Below are 19505 nucleotides of genomic sequence, written 5' to 3'. Positions count from 1 at the left end.
GACAACCTCCTTGTGAAAAAAGAGAACAGTAATCGATGAACAAGCTTTGGTGGGAGACCATCGGGACAGGAAATTGTCATCTTGTGCTGCTGCACGGATGGGGTCTGAACGCCGAAGTATGGCGTTGCGTTAGCGAGGAACTGGCCTCGCAGTTTACGCTGCACCTGGTGGACCTGCCGGGGTTTGGCCGCAGCCGCGATTTTGGCGCGATGCCGCTTGAGGCGATGGCGGAGCAGGTACTGGCCCAGGCACCGGAGCAGGCGATCTGGCTGGGCTGGAGTTTGGGCGGGCTGGTGGCGAGCCAGATTGCCCTGACGCATCCCGGGCGGGTGCAGGCGCTGGTGACCGTCGCCTCTTCCCCCTGTTTCAGCGCCCGGCACGACTGGCCGGGAATCAAACCCGAGGTGCTGGCCGGTTTCCAGCAGCAACTGAGCGACGATTTTCAGCGCACGGTGGAGCGTTTCCTCGCCCTGCAAACCATGGGTACGGAGACCGCGCGTCAGGATGCCCGCACGCTGAAAACCACGGTACTTTCCCTGCCGATGCCCGAGGTAGAAGTGCTGAATGGCGGGCTGGAGATCCTCAAAACCACCGATCTGCGCGCGCCGCTGGCGTCTCTATCGCTGCCGCACCTGCGACTTTACGGTGCGCTGGATGGGCTGGTACCGCGTAAGGTAGTACCGCTGCTGGACGCGCTGTGGCCGCAAAGCGAGTCGCAGACGGTCGCTAAAGCCGCCCATGCGCCGTTTATTTCGCATCCAGAGGCATTTTGTCTCGCCGTAACAACGCTGCGGCAACGCGTCCTGTGATTGTTTTACGTTCATCGTGGAAAAAGTCGCCAGCCGCTACGATACTCTTTATGTCGTTGTGGCGGTGATGCCCGCGATAAACACAATTACCAATCGATGGAGAGTATGGATATGAAACTTGTCACAGGAATTGTCGCTTCACTGGTTATTGGGTCGCTGTCCTTTGGTGCTTTTGCGGCAAAAGAGCTGCAACGCGATGAAGCTAAAAAGATGAATCTGACAAAGGTCGGGGATGTTTCGACCTCTGACACCACTGCGCCGATGGACGCCAAAAAAGAGCTTTCTCAGAAAGCAGATGAGATGGGCGGCACCTACTATGTGATCACCAGCGGCACGAAAAATGAAAAAGATATTCGTGCCACGGCGGAAGTCTTCAAATAATTCGTCGTGAGTATCTGGCGCTTCGTTTAGCGAAGCGCCCACCACTCCCTGAGGCAGGCTTTTCCTTCGGGGCAGCTTTTACAGCTGCCGGTTAAGCAGCCGTCGGCATCTTCCTGGATCCGCTCCGCTTTACCCATCGCCTCAAGGCGTTGCAGCATGGCCTCGATCATCGCCTGCGGGGTATGCAGGAGCTGGCTGAGCTGGGTAGCCTCCATTCTTCCCTGCAACGCCAGTAAATCACGTATCTCAATTAACGATGCCATGCCGCCTCCTAATGACAGTCGCTTACCGGGCTTTCGCAGCAGGCCGCTGCGGTTCTGTCTTTTGCCAACAGATTGACGTCCACCCGGCTGCGGGCCCGACGTAACAGTCCGATCACCACCAGGTTAAACAGCACCACTGCCAGGATGCATACCAGGCTGTACTGCGGATGCTGGCTGAAATTGACCGCCTGGTAGTAAACCGTCGCCAGCGAATAAGCGATGTTCAGCCCCCACAGCACCGAGAAGCCCATCCAGCCGCGGCTGGATTCGCGGGAGATGGCCCCCATAACCGAGATGCACGGAATGTAGAGCAGAACGAAGATCAGGTAACTGTATGCCGCTGAGGCGCTGCCAAACTTCTCGCTCATTACCCCCATTGCGCCGGTCGCCATCTCGCCGTCGCCTTTGCTGGCTTCAATCGGGTTCGCCAGCACGCTCAGGCTGAAGGTCTCTTTCAGGCTCTGCCAGGTTTCATCCACCGCGCTGAACAGTTCGTCGCCCAGGTGGAACGCCGCCGGGTTAAACTCCGCTTCCTGAATGTTTTCGGCGGTGTAGAGGGTGTTAAGCGTCCCCACCACCACCTCTTTTGCCATTGCGCCGGTGAACAGCCCGACGGTGGCCTGCCAGTTATCCTCGTGTACGCCAATGGGTTTGAACAGTGGGGTGATCACGCGGCTGACCGAGGCCAGCGCGGAGTCGTTAATGTTGTCTACCGCCTTGCCGCTCAGCGAGAAGCTGTTCAGCGCGCTGAGGAAAATACTGACCACCACAATCACTTTACCCGCGCGCAGGACAAAGCCTTTCAGACGCTGCCAGGTCTGGATCAGCAGGCTTTTCAGGTGCGGTACGTGGTAGACCGGCAGTTCCATCACGAACGGCGTGGCTTCACCACGCATGATGGTGTACTTGAGCATCAGGCCGGTAAGTATCGCCATCACGATGCCCAGCACGTAGAGCGAGAAAACCGCCAGCGCGCCCTCCTGACCAAAGAAGGCAGCGGCAAACACGGCAAAAATTGCCAGACGTGCGCCGCAGGACATAAACGGCGCCATCATAATGGTCATCAGGCGTTCACGCGGCGCATCCAGCGTGCGCGCCCCCATTACCGACGGCACGTTACAGCCGAAGCCAACAATCAGCGGCACAAAGGATTTGCCCGGCAGACCGAGCGCCTGCATCAGGCGATCCATCACGAAGGCCGCGCGGGCCATATAGCCGGAGTCCTCCAGGAAGGAGAGGAACAGATACATCATGCCAATCTGCGGCACCAGCGGCAGCACGGTGTTGATCCCGCCGCCCAGCCCCTGGGCGAGGAAAATGGTCAGCCATTCCGGCAGGTGCAGCATGTATCCCAGCCACTGAATGCCGTGGATAAAGATCGCCACGGAGCCGATATCAAACAGCGGTTGCAGCGCGCCGCCAATGTTAATGGCCAGCAGGAACATCACGTACATCACCAGCAGAAAGACCGGCACGCCGAGAAAACGGTTAAGGATTATCCTGTCCATCGCCCGGGTAAAGCGGCTCGGCTCGGCGGTAAGAGTGTTGCTGACCACGTCGCAAATGGCATTGATGCTCTGATAGCGGGCATCCGCAATGTGCAGGGCCGGGTCGTCCAGTTCGTCATTCAGGCGTGCAAGAGACGCATCAAGCTGTCGGGCGGCATCACCGGCAAAGGCACGGCTGTAGATATCGCCTTCCAGCATCTGCAGGCCGAGCCAGTGGCGCTGTCTGAACGGCATGTTGTGCGGCATTGCCTTCGCGAGGATCCCGGCTTCACGCAGTAATGGCTGGGCGTAGTGCACCAGTTCTACCCCGGCGTTACGGTCGTGGCGATCGATGGCGAGTTTCAGGGCATCGATCCCGCGGGCACGAGTAGAAACCAGCGGCACCACCGGGCAGCCCAGGCGGGCGGAGAGGGCGTCGACGTCGATGCGGATCTGCTGTTTTTCCGCAATATCGAGCATGTTCAACGCCACCACGCAGGGGATACCCAGCTCCAGCAGCTGCAGCGTCAGATAGAGGTTTCGCTCCAGGTTTGAGGCATCCACCACGTTGATCAGCAGATCGGCGTCGCCGCTCAGAATATAGTGACAGGCGATCTGCTCATCCAGCGAAGTCTGGGAGGAGATGGTGGTTAACGAATACGTGCCGGGCAGATCGACGAGGGTGACCTGATTGTCGGTCGTCGTAAACTGACCCTCTTTACGCTCGACCGTGACGCCTGCCCAGTTACCCACCCGCTGGCGGGCACCGGTCAGCTGATTAAATAAGGTGGTCTTGCCGGAATTGGGATTACCAATTAAGCCAATGGTTAATTTTTTCATTTATTTCACACTCGCTACGAGAGCTGGCGTTTTATTGAGACAGGGCTTCAACTTCTATTAATGCGAGATCTTTCTTACGCAGAACCAGATTCACACGTCGGGTTTCGATATGGACCGGATCGCCCAGCGGAGCCACGCGCACAACGTTGAACGAGGAGCCGGGAAGCATCCCTAAAGAGAGCAGTTTCTGGCGATAGGCCGGGCTGATTTCGCGGGTGAAGCCGGTGATCTTCCACGCGCTGTCTGGAGTGAATTGCATAGTGCCTACTTAACGAGAGGTTAAATAATCAACAGGCACAATGGTAATGAGAATGGTTTCTATCATCAATATTAAATATGTGACGGAATGTGCATGGGCGTATTAATTTGCAGCCCGATTGACCTTGCTCAATATTTACGGCGCAAGCGGGTAGCTTATTTGTTAATAAAGTGCTGATGAAGGGTTTTATATTTGCTGCTTATTTAAATAAAAAAATAACAAAGAATAAACCCTCTCCCCAGAGAGGAGAGGGCACAATAATTAACGCTTCTTACCCATTGCCGCCGCCAGCGCATCCATCATCGCGCTATTACCGGATGGCTGCGCTTCGCGTCCGCGCGGTTTGGCGGCCGGACGCTGCTGGCGTGCGTCGCTGTTACCGCCGCCACGACGGGCGTTGGTCTCGCCTGGCTGCTCGTCCAGACGCATGGTCAGGGCGATACGCTTGCGCTGCAGATCCACCTCCAGCACTTTCACCTTCACGATGTCGCCGGCTTTCACCACGGTATGCGGATCTTCAACGAACTTGTCGGCAAGCGAAGAGATATGCACCAGACCATCCTGATGGACGCCGATATCAACAAAGGCACCAAAGTTAGTGACGTTGGTGACGGCGCCCTCCAGCACCATGCCCGGCAGCAGGTCGTTCATCGTCTCGACGCCTTCGGCAAACTGCGCGGTTTTGAACTCCGGACGCGGGTCGCGGCCAGGTTTCTCCAGCTCTTTAATGATGTCGGAGACGGTTGGCACGCCGAATTTCTCATCGGTGAAATCAACCGCTTTCAGGTGGCGCAGCGCGCTGCTGTCACCCATCAGGTTTTTCAGCGCCTGTTGGGTGGCAGCCAGAATACGCTCCACCACCGGGTAGGCTTCGGGGTGCACGGTGGAAGCGTCCAGCGGGTTGTCGCCGTGGTTAATACGCAGGAAGCCCGCGCACTGCTCAAAGGCTTTTGGCCCCAGACGGCTCACCTTCAGCAGCTGCTGACGGTTCTGGAACTGGCCGTTCTCGTCACGCCAGGCGACGATATTCTGCGCCATCATCCGGGTTAAGCCCGCCACGCGGGTCAGCAGGGGAACAGAGGCGGTATTGAGATCCACGCCAACGGCGTTTACGCAGTCTTCCACCACCGCGTCCAGCTTACGCGCCAGCTGCGTCTGGCTGACGTCGTGCTGGTACTGGCCCACGCCGATGGATTTCGGATCGATCTTCACCAGCTCGGCGAGCGGATCCTGCAGGCGGCGGGCAATAGAGACCGCACCGCGCAGGGAGACGTCCAGATCCGGGAACTCCTGTGCCGCCAGCTCGGACGCCGAGTACACCGATGCCCCCGCTTCGCTGACAATCACCTTCTGGGCGGTCACTTTCGGGAACTGCTTTTGCAGATCGAGGAAGAAACGCTCGGTTTCACGGGAGGCAGTACCGTTACCGATCGCCACCAGCTCAACGTTGTGCTTCTCGCAGAGCGCCGCCACGGCTACTGCCGCTTTAGCCGCCTGGCCGGTGTGCGGATAAATGGTGTCGGTGGCCACCAGCTTGCCGGTGCCATCAACCACCGCCACCTTCACGCCGGTACGCAAACCCGGATCGAGGCCCATGGTAGCGCGCAGGCCGGCAGGGGCAGCCATCAGCAGGTCGTGCAGGTTACGGGCAAAGACGTTAATTGCCTCGTCTTCGGCGCGTTCGCGCACGGTGCCCATCAGTTCGGTTTCGAGGTGCATCAGCACCTTGATACGCCAGGTCCAGCTCACCACGCCTTTACGCCAGCTGTCCGCCGGGGCGTTATTCAGGCGCAGGTCGAGATGGTTAATGATGATCTGTTCGCCGTGGCTCTCTTTCGGCGGCTCGTCGAACTGCGGATCGGCGTTCAGGGAGAGTTGCAGAATACCCTCGTTGCGACCGCGGAACATCGCCAGCGCACGGTGAGAAGGCACGGTCGAAATCGGTTCATGGTGGTCGAAGTAGTCGCGGAATTTCGCCCCTTCTTCCTCTTTGCCGCTGACCACGGTGGAGACGATATGAGCGTTCTTCCACAGATAGTCACGCACTTTTGCGAGCAGGGCCGCGTCTTCGGCAAAGCGTTCCATCAGGATATAGCGTGCCCCATCCAGGGCAGCTTTGGTATCCGCCACGCCCTTATCGGCATCGATAAATTTCGCGGCTTCGGTTTCCGGGTCGTGGGACGGCGTCGTCCACAGCAGGTCCGCCAGTGGCTCCAGGCCTGCTTCAATGGCGATCTGTCCGCGGGTGCGGCGCTTTGGTTTATACGGAAGGTAGAGATCTTCCAGCTCGGTTTTGCTCAGGGTGCCGTTAATGGCTTTTTCCAGATCGCTGGTCAGTTTGCCCTGTTCGCCAATGGATTTGAGAATAGCCTGACGCCTGTCTTCCAGCTCACGAAGATAGCCGAGGCGGGTCTCCAGGTTACGCAGCTGGGTGTCGTCCAGACCGCCGGTGACTTCCTTACGATAACGTGCGATAAACGGCACGGTGTTCCCTTCATCAAGCAGGCGAACGGCAGCTTCTACCTGTTCAGCCCTTGCCTGAAGTTCACCCGCAATAATGCGGCAGAGCGAATCTTTCATCATGGCTATTTCATCTTGTGGGTCGAAAAATCAGGGGATAGTTATACGGACTGGCACGGCAAAATGCCAGCCGTGGAGGGTGGTCTCGGACTATTTTACGTACTCGATTTCATTTACATACCAGCTGGCTTCACCCGCCGGCGTATGGACGGTAGCCAGATCGCCCACCTCTTTTTTAAGCAGTGCCCGGGCCATCGGGGAGTCGATGGAGATGTAATCCTTACGACCAAAAATTTCATCGTAACCGACAATACGAAAACGCTTGAGATCGCCGTCGTCGTTTTCGATCTCTACCCAGGCGCCGAAGAAGACTTTGCCCTCCTGCTGGGGGGAGTAATCGACGATTTTCAGATTCTCAAGGCATTTGGTCAGATAACGCACCCGGCGGTCGATTTCGCGCAGCCGTTTCTTGTTGTACTGGTAGTCGGCATTCTCGCTGCGGTCGCCCAGGCTTGCCGCCCAGGTCACTTTTTTTGTTACTTCCGGGCGCTCTTCCCGCCACAGCGTCTCCAGCTCTTTCTTCAGATTTTCATACCCTTCGCGGGTGATCAGGGGCGTTTTCATACTCATGCCTTACAACAATGTTGGCTTACCTTGCGCACATTACGTATCACTTAGCTTAACAGACAAGATTAATAATAAGTTATGTGATGGAATGTACAGTTAAGCTGCTGTTAAATATGCTTTGTAACAATTTCGACTAGAATTTATACCAGAATTAGCTGGTCGTGGACGCGCACTTTTTTAGAATACGCTGTTCAAGATTATCCGAACCTTTGGGAGTACTGACAATGCAAGAGAATTATAAGATTCTGGTGGTGGATGACGACATGCGCCTGCGCGCGCTGCTCGAGCGTTATCTGACCGAGCAGGGCTTCCAGGTTCGTAGCGTGGCTAACGCCGAACAGATGGATCGCCTGCTCACTCGCGAATCCTTCCACCTGATGGTGCTGGATCTGATGCTGCCTGGCGAAGATGGTCTCTCTATCTGCCGTCGTCTGCGCAGCCAGAGCAACCCGATGCCGATCATTATGGTGACGGCGAAAGGGGAAGAGGTTGACCGTATCGTGGGCCTGGAAATTGGCGCCGACGACTACATTCCTAAGCCCTTTAACCCGCGTGAACTGCTGGCGCGTATTCGTGCCGTCCTGCGTCGTCAGGCCAACGAACTGCCTGGCGCCCCTTCGCAGGAAGAGGCGGTGATCGCCTTCGGTAAGTTCAAGCTGAACCTGGGTACCCGCGAGATGTTCCGTGAAGATGAGCCGATGCCGCTGACCAGCGGTGAGTTCGCGGTGCTGAAAGCGCTGGTCAGCCACCCGCGTGAGCCGCTCTCCCGAGATAAGCTGATGAACCTGGCGCGTGGCCGTGAATACTCCGCGATGGAGCGTTCTATCGACGTACAGATCTCCCGCCTGCGTCGCATGGTGGAAGAGGATCCGGCGCATCCGCGCTATATCCAGACCGTCTGGGGTCTGGGCTACGTGTTTGTCCCGGACGGTTCTAAAGCATGAGGCGAATGCGTTTCTCGCCGCGTAGCTCGTTTGCCCGCACCCTGTTACTGATCGTCACCCTGCTGTTTGTCAGCCTGGTGACGACTTACCTGGTCGTGCTGAACTTTGCGATCCTGCCGAGTCTGCAGCAGTTTAATAAGGTCCTGGCCTACGAAGTGCGTATGCTGATGACCGATAAACTGCAGCTGGAAGATGGCACGCAGCTGGTGGTCCCCCCGGCGTTTCGCCGTGAGATCTACCGCGAGCTGGGGATATCGCTCTATTCTAACGAAGCGGCGGAAGACGCAGGCCTGCGCTGGGCACAGCACTATGAATTCCTCAGCCAGCAGATGGCGCAGCAGCTGGGTGGCCCAACGGAAGTGCGCGTTGAGGTCAACAAAAGCTCGCCGGTGGTCTGGCTGAAAACCTGGCTGTCACCCAATATCTGGGTGCGCGTGCCGCTGACCGAAATCCATCAGGGCGACTTCTCGCCGCTGTTCCGCTATACCCTGGCGATCATGCTGCTGGCGATAGGCGGCGCGTGGCTGTTTATCCGCATCCAGAACCGACCCCTGGTCGACCTGGAGCATGCGGCGCTTCAGGTCGGTAAAGGCATTATTCCTCCTCCGCTGCGCGAATATGGCGCCTCGGAAGTGCGGTCGGTGACCCGCGCCTTCAACCATATGGCGGCAGGGGTAAAGCAGCTGGCGGATGACCGTACCCTGCTGATGGCCGGGGTCAGCCATGACCTGCGTACCCCGCTGACGCGTATCCGTCTGGCCACCGAAATGATGGGTGAGGAAGACGGCTACCTGGCGGAGTCCATCAACAAGGACATCGAGGAGTGCAACGCCATCATCGAGCAGTTCATCGACTACCTGCGCACCGGGCAGGAGATGCCGATGGAGATCGCGGAGCTTAACGCGGTGCTGGGTGAAGTGGTGGCGGCCGAGAGCGGCTATGAGCGCGAGATCGAAACCGACCTGCAGCCGGGCGATATCACCGTGCGTATGCACCCGCTCTCTATCAAGCGTGCGGTGGCGAATATGGTGGTGAACGCCGCCCGCTACGGCAATGGCTGGATCAAGGTCAGCAGCGGCTCTGAACTCAATCGAGCCTGGTTCCAGGTGGAAGATGACGGCCCGGGGATCAAACCGGAACAGCGTAAACACCTGTTCCAGCCGTTTGTGCGTGGCGACAGCGCGCGCAGCACCAGCGGCACCGGTTTAGGTCTGGCGATTGTGCAGCGTATTGTGGATAACCATAACGGTCTGCTGGAAATTGGTACCAGCGAGCGGGGTGGGTTGAGTATCCGCGCGTGGCTGCCGGTGCCGTTCCCGCGCAGGCAGGTGAAAGAGAGTTAAAAAATGGGGTGCGGCCTGATGCCCTCACCCCGGCCCTCTCCCACGGAGAGAGGGTGCAAACACTAAAAAAGGCAACTGTCGTTGCCTTTTTGCTTTTACCTTGTGCGGCCTGATGCCCTCACCCCGGCCCTCTCCCACAGGGAGAGGGAGCAACCACTAAAAAAGGCAACTTTCGTTGCCTTTTTGCTTTTACCTTGTGCGGCCTGATGCCCTCACCCCGGCCCTCTCCCACAGGGAGAGGCAGCAACCACTAAAAAAGGCAACTTTCGTTGCCTTTTTGCTTTTACCTTGTGCGGTCTGATGCCCTCACCCCGGCCCTCTCCCACAGGGAGAGGGAGCAACCACTAAAAAAGGCAACTTTCGTTGCCTTTTTACTTTTACCTTGGGCCCGCACTTACCAATGCCGTACCCGCTGGCGTATCGGTGTACTTCTCAAAGTTTTCCACAAACAGTTTCGCCAGGGTGGTGGCTTTTTCCTGCCACTGCTCCGGCGAAGCGTAGGTGTTGCGTGGATCGAGGATATGGCTGTCCACGCCCGGCAGCGCGGTTGGGATCGCCAGGTCGAACATCGGCAGAGTGAAGGTTTCCGCATCATCCAGCGAACCATTCAGAATGGCGTCGATAATAGCGCGGGTATCTTTGATGGAGATACGTTTACCGGTGCCGTTCCAGCCGGTGTTCACCAGATAAGCCTGGGCACCTGCGGCCTGCATGCGTTTCACCAGCACTTCGGCGTACTGCGTCGGGTGCAGCGACAGGAAGGCGGCGCCGAAGCAGGCGGAGAAGGTTGGGGTCGGCTCAGTCACGCCGCGCTCGGTCCCGGCCAGCTTGGCGGTAAAACCGGAGAGGAAATGATACTGGGTCTGGCTGGCGGTCAGGCGTGAAACTGGCGGCAGCACGCCAAACGCGTCGGCGGTGAGGAAGATCACCTTGGTAGCATGGCCCGCTTTTGATACCGGCTTAACGATGTTGTCGATATGGTAGATCGGGTAGCTGACGCGGGTATTTTCGGTTTTGGACGCATCGTCAAAATCGACCGTGCCATCGGCACGTACCGTCACGTTCTCCAGCAGCGCATCGCGACGGATCGCCTGGAAGATATCCGGCTCCGCTTCTGCCGACAGACGAATGGTCTTGGCGTAGCAGCCGCCTTCGAAGTTAAACACGCCGTCGTCATCCCAGCCGTGTTCATCGTCGCCAATCAGGCGGCGTTTCGGGTCGGTGGAGAGGGTAGTTTTACCGGTACCTGAGAGACCGAAGAAGACCGCCACGTCGCCCTTCTCGCCAACGTTCGCCGAGCAGTGCATGGAGGCAATGCCCTGTAACGGCAGCAGGTAGTTCATGACGGAAAACATCCCTTTCTTCATTTCGCCGCCATACCAGGTGCCGCCGATCAGCTGGATACGCTCCGTCAGGTTAAAGGCGACAAAGTTTTCCGAGTTCAGCCCCTGTTCTTTCCACTGTGGGTTGGTGCACTTCGCACCGTTCATCACTATAAAGTCAGGCTCGAAGTTTTGTAGCTCTTCCTCGGTTGGGCGAATGAACATGTTCTTCACGAAATGCGCCTGCCAGGCCACCTCAGTGATGAAACGCACGGAAAGACGGGTGTCGGCATTGGCGCCGCAGTAAGCGTCGATGATGAAAAGACGCTTGCCGGACAGTTGTTGAGTGACGAGGCTTTTCAGATGCTGCCAGGTTTCCGGGGAGATCGCTTTGTTGTCGTTCTTCCCTTTGCCGTTATCGGCCCACCACAGGGTGTCGCGGGTGGTGTCGTCACGGACAATGTATTTATCTTTCGGCGAACGGCCGGTGAAGATACCGGTGTCGACAGCGATAGCGCCGGTCGTCGTCACGATACCGCGCTCGTATCCTTCCAGCGCGGGATTGAGCTCTTCCTGATAAAGCGTATCGTAATCAGGGTTATAGACGATATCGTCAGCGTCGTTGATTCCATAAGCCTTGAGATCTTGCGGGGTTAAACCATTAACACGCATATCACTGCTCCTTAGCCAATTTATACTGCCTGAAATTGTAGGGTTTTTCTTCGAATGTTAACCGCGACCGGGCTCATAGATTTGCGTATCTGGACAAAAACCCTTTATGACGGAAAACGCTGTGACTCCTGTCACTTCGCGGAGCAGATTATGGCAGGAATCATTTTTAGGTTGGGGAAAATGTTCCGAAAAGGGGATTAGCCGATAAATTTAACTACGAGAATGTGAATGTAAGCGCATACATGAAAGTAAATTACGAAAGTCTTACATTACTGATAACGATTCAGCAGGACAGGGTAAATAGTGAATGAAATTAATGAGTAGCGAGGCGGGAAGTCAGCTTAACTGCCCCCACAGGAGGGCAGTTAAAAGCAGGACTTAGTGCAGCTGAGGATCGGCCGGGGAAGCGTTGTTGCGGATCTCGGCAATGTCCATGGCGTTAAACACGTAGTGAGAGCCACAGTAATCGCAGTGCATGTCGATCTCACCGTCTTCCGCCAGGATACTGTCGATCTCCTCATCCGGCAGCGTTTTCAGGGCGCCCGCGCAGCGTTCACGGGAACAGGTGCACTTGAACTCAACGTCCTGCGGATCGTACAGCGTCACCTCTTCTTCGTGATACAGACGCCACAGCACGTCGTTCGCTGGTAAGGTGAACAGCTCTTCGGCTTTGATGGTTTCGGTCAGGGTCGCCAGGTGCTCGAAATCATTGGTCTGAGCGTCCTGCGCCGGCAGAACCTGCAGCAGCATCCCGCCTGCCGCCGGCTGGCCGTCGACTTCACCGGTACGGATAAACAGGCGCGTCGGCAGCTGTTCGGAACGCATGAAGTAATCTTCCAGGCAGGCCGCCAGGGTATCGCCTTCCAGACCGACCACGCCCTGATAGCGCTCGCCTTCTTCCGGGGAGATGGTGATCACCAGATAGCCGTTGCCGACCAGCGTTTTCAGATCGGCGTTTTCCGGGACATCGCCCTGAACGCGCGCCACGCCGCGCATCTGCTGCTGGTTGTTGCCGTTGATCACCGCCAGGCTCATCGGGCCATCACCCTGCAGCTGCACGGTGATGTCACCGGCAAATTTCAGGGTCGCGGTCAGCAGGCTGGTGGCGACCAGCAGCTCACCCAGCACGGTTTTAACCGGCAGCGGATAGTTGTGGTTTTCCAGGATCTGTTTCCAGGTTTCGGATACCGTAACCAGCTCGCCGCGAACGGCAAATTGTTCAAACAGATAGCGGTGTAATTGGTCGTGTTGGGCCATAGTCATCTCTCGTTCAGCAAGAATCACTCATTCTCGCCATTTTTAAATTTAATCAGATCGCGACGTTCTTTCTTGTCCGGTCGCCTGTCAGGATGCGGCATGGTCAGGGCGTTGAGCTTTCGCGCCTGCGCCATCTTCTCGCGCTTCTCAACGCTTTCTGCCGTCTCTTCATACAGGGTGCTGGCTTCCACTGCCGGGCGACGCTGTTCGGTGACGTTTTTTACGATCACCGTCCGTTCGTCGTTGCCCTGACGCAGAGTCAGGGTGGCGTTCAGCTCCACGAGCTTGCTCGGCTTGCTGCGCTGCCCGTTGTAATGCACCTTGCCGCCTTCAATCATTTCGCGGGCGAGGGCGCGCGTTTTGTAAAAGCGGGCAGCCCACAACCATTTATCCAGTCTTACCCCTGCGGAGGGTTTCTCTTTCATGGCGTCTCCTTCACGTTGAGTGAGGGGATCATCCGGCGATAGTCGTTCAGCCCCGGATGACGCAGATAGGTTTTTTCAGCCAGGCCAGAATCAGGATTGGTCACGCCAAGGCAGTAACGAATGCCAAATTTTGCCGCCGCATCCAGAATGGGTTCGCTGTCATCAATGAATAACGTCCTTTCTGGCTGCAGGCCGGTCTCTTCTGCCACCGCCTGCCACAACCGCTGATCCTCTTTCGGATAACCAAATGTGTGGGTGGAAAGCAATAAATCAAGGTGTGAACCCAGTCCCGTATGTTCCAGCTTTACCGCCAGATTATGTGGGTGCGCGTTGGTCAGCAGAATGCGCCGCTTGCCGCAGGCTTTTAGCGCGTCCAGAAAGGGGACGGTATCTTCACGCAAAATGGCACGCGAGCCCTGAGCGGTAGTCATCGCGCAAATATCCAGGCCAAGGCGTTCGCTCCAGTAGTCCAGGCAGTACCAGTTTAGCGTATGTTGTACGGCGGTATATTGCTGGCGTATGAATTCCTGCGCCTCCAGCGGGGTGATCCCTTGCTGCTCGCCGTAGGTTTCCGGCACCAGTTTTTGCCAGAAGTAGTTATCAAACGCGAGATCGAGCAGCGTGCCGTCCATATCCAGCAGGACGGTATCAACGTCCTGCCAGGCGATATCAAGATGCATGGGGAGTACTCCAGCCAGAAGAATCGTGCGCGACAGGGTAGCATATCTTGCCGCGCACAGAGGTTATCCGATCAGGCTCTCAGGTGTGGCGATAAGCTTCGGATTGAGGCAATTTTCGTAGTATTGCTGGATTTCGGCCAGGCGGGTACGCGAGCGCTGGTAGCGACGCAACGCCATAACGCCATTCCAGAGAATGCAGACCACCATCGTCAGCATCAGCAGCGAGGTGGCAATGTAGCGCCATAAGCCGGCGCTGTCCGGTATGCGATGCAACTCGATATGGCGGGTGCCGTTGGCATCGGTAAAGAGGCCCGTCACAATTCCCTCAGCGCTGAACGGCGTGTGCATTAGCATCTGCGCCAGTCGCTGAAACTCTTCCCACTGCTCCTGCGCCGGGTAGTCATACAGCGCAACCGGCGGGTAGGGCTGATCGACCAGATCGCTGCCTTCATCGCTGACGATCACAAAGCCGCCGGGCGCCGGGCTGTTAAGCGCCTGGGCGGCACGCGAGGTTTCGCGCATAACGAACGGCGCGGTAGAGGTGGCGACCAGGTTTTCCAGCGACTCGGCGCTCACCGGGCGCAGCAGGACATTAACGCCATCGAGACGGCCAGCATTGGCACGCTTCACAAGCGCTTCCCAGTCTTTGCTGTTGCCGAGGTTAACCAGCGCGTTTTTCAGCCTGACGCACTCATCCGACTCTGCGCACAGCTCCTGCGTTTTCAGTACGATATCGCCAAAATCATCCAGCAGGATCATGCCCGATTTCTGAATAGCGGAGCGTAACGCCGGGCTGACGCGCGTCTCATCTTCCGGTTTAGGATGGAGCTGGCGCCTCAGCGCCTGGGTCAGCGCTGCGGCTTTGTTGACGGTATCCGATTCCGGCAACGGCAGCGGGGGCGCATCATTCCAGATCAGCTGCGAGCAGTCAAAGGGAGCAAAAGGTGAACTCTGGCGGGCGTTCCAGTTGCCCGGGGCGTGAATATTACACATCCCGGTGCCCTTCAGCTGCAGCGTATCGCCGATGCGTACCCCGGCGTTTTCGAGCTCCCCGACGCTGGTGGCTTCAATGGTCTGGGCGCCTTTGATCCATGACAGGGTAAATTTAATCGGCATATCCAGCGGCACGAGGAAAACCAGCATCGCCAGCACGATGCCTGCGCCAACGGCAATCACCGTGCTGCGCAGCCAGTGCTGTAGCGGGAAGTTTTTCACCTCATCATGCAGTGAGAGATAACGCCCCTGGCGCACCACATGCCTGTCCAGATAGATATCAACATCGGTCTTTTGCCCTAAATCCTGGGCCAGCCACGGCTGCCAGTGGCGCGGGTAGATCAGGTCAATAATGCCCATTGAGATATTATTGATATGGTCCTGATCGTTCTCGCCGAACAGGCCCCAACGTTTTGGTGTCCCACGCAGGCAGTGGATCTCACGCAGCGCGTTTTTCGCCGGCGGGGCGAATAATCCCCATAGCCCTGCCGCCAGCAGCAGCACGCCGCCTCCTGCAAGCCAGGGGGCAAAAACATCGGGGCTTAACAGACAGAAGAAAAACAGCAGGAAAGCAGCGACAATCAACAACGCTTCCCGAATGCCATCCGGGCGGCTGAGGGCATACTCTTCGTGGGTCTCCTGGCGAATATTCAACAGCTCAATCTGCTCTGTCTCTTCGCCACGAATCGATGCCTGGGTTGAGCTGACGTGTTCCAGCGCCAGGTGCGGCGCTTCCTGGACATACTCGGCGATAGAGTGGCCGTTGAGGGCAATCACCAGCGGGATAGAATCGGTGTGAATCAGTTCAACGCTGTTTTCATCATTGATGTACTGTTCCCAGAACGGCGGCAGATGCACTTCGACAGAATCAAGGTAGTAGCGCCATTTGTTGGGGTCGTCAGTGGTAATACCGTAGCGGGTAATGGAGCGCGTCAGGCAGAGCACGGTATTGCTCTCGGCGTTCAGGCTTAACGATACCGGTGCGGCGCTGGCACCCGTGGCAGGCATCTGCTGGATGCGGTTAAACGACTCGAGATATTGCTCAATCGCGCTGCGTTCTTCTGCGGCCAGTTTGCGTGTGCTTGCCCCGGTAAAGGCATTAAGATAAGGCAGGCGATAGCGACGCTGCGCCCGACGTCTGAACAACCACCCTGCAATGAATACGCAGGCCAGCATAGCAGCGATGACAATCAAAATGGTGCTCATGCTTTCCCCATCTTACTTTTTCTTACAGGTGTAGTCAGTAGCACCTTTAAAAGTGAATACGTATCTGTGGTTGGCTATCGGCATGTAAGGCGTTGAACTTGAGCAATTTGAAGCGCATCCCAGTGATCGCTGATAATAGCAAAAGCAACCGTGGCGGAATATCAGCAAATTCCTGGAATAATTTCAACCTATTGACTTTTGTCTTGAAATGAGCAATGAATCGCGTTAGGTTGCATAAATGTAAATAAAGCGCGATTGACATTGCCGAAACCGTGCGGCGTATCGCACAATGAGGCCAGTTCACTCAGCAAAGACCCGTCAAAATGAGCAAACCCTTACAAAAGCCCACCATCCTGAATGTTGAGACCGTCGCCAAATCGCGCCTGTTTAACGTTGAGAGCGTGGACCTGGAGTTCAGTAATGGCGTGCGCCGCGTCTACGAGCGTATGCGTCCCTCCACGCGCGAAGCCGTCATGATAGTGCCTATTGTCGACGAGCACCTGATCCTGATCCGTGAATACGCGGTGGGAACAGAGTCATACGAGCTGGGCTTCTCCAAAGGGCTTATCGATCCCGGCGAGTCGGTTTATGAAGCCGCGAACCGTGAACTGAAAGAGGAGGTGGGGTTTGGTGCGAACGAGCTCACCTTCCTGAAAAAACTCAGCATGGCGCCCTCTTATTTCTCCAGCAAAATGAATATTGTGCTGGCGGAAGATCTCTATCCTGAATCGCTGGAAGGCGATGAACCCGAGCCGCTGCCGCAGGTGCGCTGGCCGCTGGCACATCTGATGGATCTGCTCGAAGAGCCCGATTTTAACGAAGCCCGGAACGTGAGCGCGTTATTCCTGGTGCGGGAGTGGCTGAAAGGGCAGGGAAGGCTGTAGGGAAAACGCCCCCTCTCCACAGGGAAAGGGGGAAATGTGTCAGAAGAGCTCTTGTGTTTCGCCGTTATCAATCAACGTCGTACCCACCTCATGCACCACCTGATGCGTCGGCTGCGTGCCCTCGATGAAATACTCTTCACGGCTGTTACCGCCGTTAGCCAGCTGACCGCTGCTGCGATCGATATTGACCGTTATGATGCCCGGCGGTGGCGTAAGCGGTTGTTCCGGTACGCCGTCCAGAACGACCTTCATAAAGGCGTCCCACGCGGGCTGCGCGCTTTTGGCTCCGCCTTCGTAACCGGAAATCTGATCTTTAATCGCCCCGGACGCCGTGGTGCGGCCTAAATCACGACGGTGATCGTCAAAGCCGATCCACACCGACGTCACCGCACCCGGACCGTAACCCGAGAACCATGCATCTTTCGAGCTGTTCGTGGTCCCGGTTTTGCCGCCGATATCCTTGCGCTGCAGATCGCGACCGGCACGCCAGCCTGTACCCTGCCAGCCCGGCTCGCCAAAGATATTGCTGTTCAGTGCGCTCTTGATCAGGAACGCCAGCGGGGTGTTAATCACGTGTGGAGCGTACTCCTGCGCACCGGTCTGGGCGACCAGCGCCTGGTTCGCCTGCTCAAGCTTCGGCATTGGCACCGCCGCATTTTGCTGCTCCTGTGAAATAGCGACATCTTCCATGTCCTGGTTGTTCAGCGCGTCTGCTTTAGGCGTGTCACCATAGATCACCGGAATATCACACTCTGCGCAGGCGATTTTTGGTTTAGCATCAAACAGGACACCGCCCTGATCGTTCTCGATTTTGCTGATAAAGAACGGGTCGACCAGGAAGCCGCCGTTGGCCATCACCGCATAGCCGCGTGCGACCTGTAACGGGGTAAACGATGCGGAACCCAGCGCCAGCGACTCGGTATGGACGATATTTTGCGCCGGGAAGCCGAAGCGCTGCAGATACTCTGCCGCATAGTCGACGCCCATGGCGCGCATGGCGCGCACCATTACCACGTTTTTCGACTGGCCCAGCCCCTGACGCAGGCGGATCGGACCGGCGTACTGTGCCGGTGAGTTTTTCGGACGCCAGTCGGAACCGGCCCCGGCATCCCAGCGGGAGATCGGCACGTCGTTAAGGATACTGGCGAGGGTCAGCCCCTTGTCCATGGCTGCGGTGTAGAGGAACGGCTTGATATTGGAACCGACCTGACGCAGCGCCTGAGTGGCACGGTTAAACTTGCTCTGGTTGAAATCGAAGCCGCCAACCAGCGCCAGAACCGCACCGTTATGCGGATCGATGGAGACCAGCGCGGAGTTGACGTCCGGGATCTGCCCCAACCACCAGGCGTCGTTTACCTGACGAACCCAGATTTGCTGACCCACCTGTACGGCATCGGTCACCTTGCGCGGCGTTGCACCCTGCTGTGTATCAGAGCGATACGGACGCGCCCAGCGTACCCCGTCCATCTGCAGCGACACCGAGGTGCCGTCGGCGAGCATCGCCGTGGCTTCCTGCGGACTGGCCTGCGTCACCACGGCCGCCACGAACGGCCCATAGCCTGGCAGCGGCTTCAGAGTGTCGGTGATTTTCTTGCTGTCCCACGCGGATTCACCCACTTTCCACAGCACGTTGGAGGGGCCGCGGTAGCCGTGGCGCATATCGTAATCAATGACGTTATTGCGCACCGCCTGCTGCGCGCCCTGCTGGACGTGGCGGCTGATGGTGGTGTAGACGCGGTAGCCATCTTCATAGGCCTGCTCGCCGTAGCGGGAGACCATCTCCTGGCGAACCATCTCGCTGAGATACGGTGCGGAAAAGGCGATTTCCGGCGCATGGTAGTTGGCATCAATCGCCTCACTGCGCGCCTGCTCGTACTGCGTCTGGCTGATATAGCCTTCACTCAGCATACGCGACAGCACCACGTTGCGACGTGCGGTGGCGCGATCCAGCGAGTAGAGCGGGTTGAAGGTGGAAGGCGCTTTTGGCAGACCGGCGATGGTTGCCATCTCACTCAGGGTCAACTGTTCGATTGATTTACCGAAATAGACCTGAGCCGCCGCACCCACGCCATAGGCACGGTAGCCGAGATAGATCTTGTTGAGGTAAAGCTCAAGGATCTCATCTTTATTCAGCAGTTGCTCTATACGGATCGCGAGGAACACTTCCTTAATCTTACGCATCAGCGTTTTTTCAGGGCTCAGGAAGAAGTTACGCGCCAGCTGCTGAGTAATGGTACTGGCCCCCTGCGAGGCATGACCGGAAAACAGCGCCACGCTTGCGGCACGGAAAATCCCCACCGGATCAACACCGTGGTGCTCATAAAAGCGGCTGTCTTCTGTGGCAATAAAGGCTTTCACCATTACTGGCGGAATTTCATTTAGCGTTAGCGGGATACGGCGCTTTTCACCGTACTGAGCAATCAGCTCGCCATCGGCGCTATAAACCTGCATCGGGATCTGAAGTCGTACATCACGAAGCGTAGCGACATCAGGTAGTTGCGGCTCAATATATTTGTACAAACCAAAAACCGAGCCTGCTCCAAGCAGAATGCAACAGACTGCAAGGATCAATAAATACTTTACGAACTTCACT

At 57.1% G+C, this 19505-nt stretch carries 16 protein-coding genes; 5 read left to right on the top strand and 11 right to left on the bottom strand.

Going from position 1 to position 19505, the window contains the following annotated elements; all coding sequences use genetic code 11:
• The first annotated feature begins 35 nt into the window (after positions 1-35).
• Positions 36-809 (top strand): pimeloyl-ACP methyl ester esterase BioH, encoded by a 774-nt coding sequence (bioH, locus tag MXM41_RS20350; protein ID WP_325934002.1) that lies wholly within the window; start codon positions 36-38, stop codon positions 807-809.
• A 111-nt stretch (positions 810-920) separates the two neighbouring features.
• On the top strand, positions 921-1190 hold the full coding sequence (locus MXM41_RS20345) for a YdgH/BhsA/McbA-like domain containing protein (protein ID WP_325934001.1): 270 nt from the start codon (positions 921-923) through the stop codon (positions 1188-1190).
• Positions 1191-1216: 26 nt separating this feature from the next.
• Here the strand turns inward: MXM41_RS20345 and feoC are convergent, their stop codons facing one another.
• From feoC to greB, 5 genes are all read right to left on the bottom strand, one after another.
• A complete protein-coding gene (gene feoC, locus MXM41_RS20340; RefSeq protein WP_325934000.1) occupies positions 1217-1453 on the bottom strand; it encodes a [Fe-S]-dependent transcriptional repressor FeoC in 237 nt (78 codons plus the stop codon).
• An 8-nt stretch (positions 1454-1461) separates the two neighbouring features.
• Positions 1462-3780: a Fe(2+) transporter permease subunit FeoB gene (feoB, locus tag MXM41_RS20335; protein WP_325933999.1), complete on the bottom strand. Its 2319-nt coding sequence runs from the start codon at positions 3778-3780 to the stop codon at positions 1462-1464.
• Positions 3781-3811: 31 nt separating this feature from the next.
• Positions 3812-4039, bottom strand: coding sequence for a ferrous iron transporter A (feoA, locus tag MXM41_RS20330; protein WP_250586422.1), 228 nt, complete (start codon positions 4037-4039; stop codon positions 3812-3814).
• 261 nt (positions 4040-4300) lie between these two features.
• Complete coding sequence (locus MXM41_RS20325) at positions 4301-6622, bottom strand: Tex family protein (RefSeq protein WP_325933997.1); 2322 nt, start codon at positions 6620-6622, stop codon at positions 4301-4303.
• A gap of 87 nt (positions 6623-6709) precedes the next feature.
• On the bottom strand, positions 6710-7183 hold the full coding sequence (greB, locus tag MXM41_RS20320) for a transcription elongation factor GreB (RefSeq protein WP_325933996.1): 474 nt from the start codon (positions 7181-7183) through the stop codon (positions 6710-6712).
• Positions 7184-7410: 227 nt separating this feature from the next.
• Between greB and ompR the strand changes: the two genes are divergently transcribed.
• Together ompR and envZ are read left to right on the top strand one after the other, a co-directional pair.
• A complete protein-coding gene (gene ompR, locus MXM41_RS20315) occupies positions 7411-8130 on the top strand; it encodes a two-component system response regulator OmpR (RefSeq protein ID WP_001157751.1) in 720 nt (239 codons plus the stop codon).
• Positions 8127-9473 carry a two-component system sensor histidine kinase EnvZ gene (gene envZ, locus MXM41_RS20310; RefSeq protein ID WP_039031511.1) on the top strand — a complete coding sequence of 449 codons (1347 nt, stop codon included), beginning with the start codon at positions 8127-8129 and terminating at the stop codon, positions 9471-9473. The genes ompR and envZ overlap by 4 nt, the downstream gene beginning before the upstream one ends.
• Before the next feature lie 377 nt (positions 9474-9850).
• On the opposite strand, the gene pckA is transcribed toward envZ, so the two are convergent.
• The 5 genes from pckA to MXM41_RS20285 form a co-directional block, all read right to left on the bottom strand.
• Positions 9851-11467, bottom strand: coding sequence for a phosphoenolpyruvate carboxykinase (ATP) (gene pckA / locus MXM41_RS20305; RefSeq protein ID WP_325933995.1), 1617 nt, complete (start codon positions 11465-11467; stop codon positions 9851-9853).
• Between the two features lie 378 nt (positions 11468-11845).
• The gene (gene hslO / locus MXM41_RS20300; protein ID WP_325933994.1) at positions 11846-12724 is read right to left on the bottom strand and encodes an Hsp33 family molecular chaperone HslO; all 879 of its coding nucleotides are present in this window, start codon (positions 12722-12724) and stop codon (positions 11846-11848) included.
• Between the two features lie 23 nt (positions 12725-12747).
• A complete protein-coding gene (gene hslR / locus MXM41_RS20295) occupies positions 12748-13149 on the bottom strand; it encodes a ribosome-associated heat shock protein Hsp15 (RefSeq protein ID WP_325933993.1) in 402 nt (133 codons plus the stop codon).
• Positions 13146-13829, bottom strand: a complete 684-nt coding sequence (gene yrfG / locus MXM41_RS20290; protein ID WP_325933991.1) for a GMP/IMP nucleotidase — start codon at positions 13827-13829, stop codon at positions 13146-13148. The genes hslR and yrfG overlap by 4 nt, the downstream gene beginning before the upstream one ends.
• A 63-nt stretch (positions 13830-13892) precedes the next feature.
• The gene (locus MXM41_RS20285; protein ID WP_325933989.1) at positions 13893-16028 is read right to left on the bottom strand and encodes an intracellular growth attenuator family protein; all 2136 of its coding nucleotides are present in this window, start codon (positions 16026-16028) and stop codon (positions 13893-13895) included.
• A gap of 323 nt (positions 16029-16351) precedes the next feature.
• Between MXM41_RS20285 and nudE the strand changes: the two genes are divergently transcribed.
• Entirely contained in the window at positions 16352-16912 is a 561-nt protein-coding gene (gene nudE, locus MXM41_RS20280) for an ADP compounds hydrolase NudE (protein ID WP_325933988.1), read from the top strand.
• A gap of 39 nt (positions 16913-16951) precedes the next feature.
• Here the strand turns inward: nudE and mrcA are convergent, their stop codons facing one another.
• On the bottom strand, positions 16952-19504 hold the full coding sequence (gene mrcA / locus MXM41_RS20275; RefSeq protein WP_325933987.1) for a peptidoglycan glycosyltransferase/peptidoglycan DD-transpeptidase MrcA: 2553 nt from the start codon (positions 19502-19504) through the stop codon (positions 16952-16954).
• Between the last annotated feature and the right edge of the window lies 1 nt (position 19505).

This window comes from Leclercia adecarboxylata, from assembly GCF_035787115.1.
GTDB lineage: Bacteria > Pseudomonadota > Gammaproteobacteria > Enterobacterales > Enterobacteriaceae > Enterobacter > Enterobacter adecarboxylatus_E.
The sequence above is the reverse complement of the archived record's forward strand: the minus strand, read 5'-3'. Positions and strand labels throughout refer to the sequence as shown.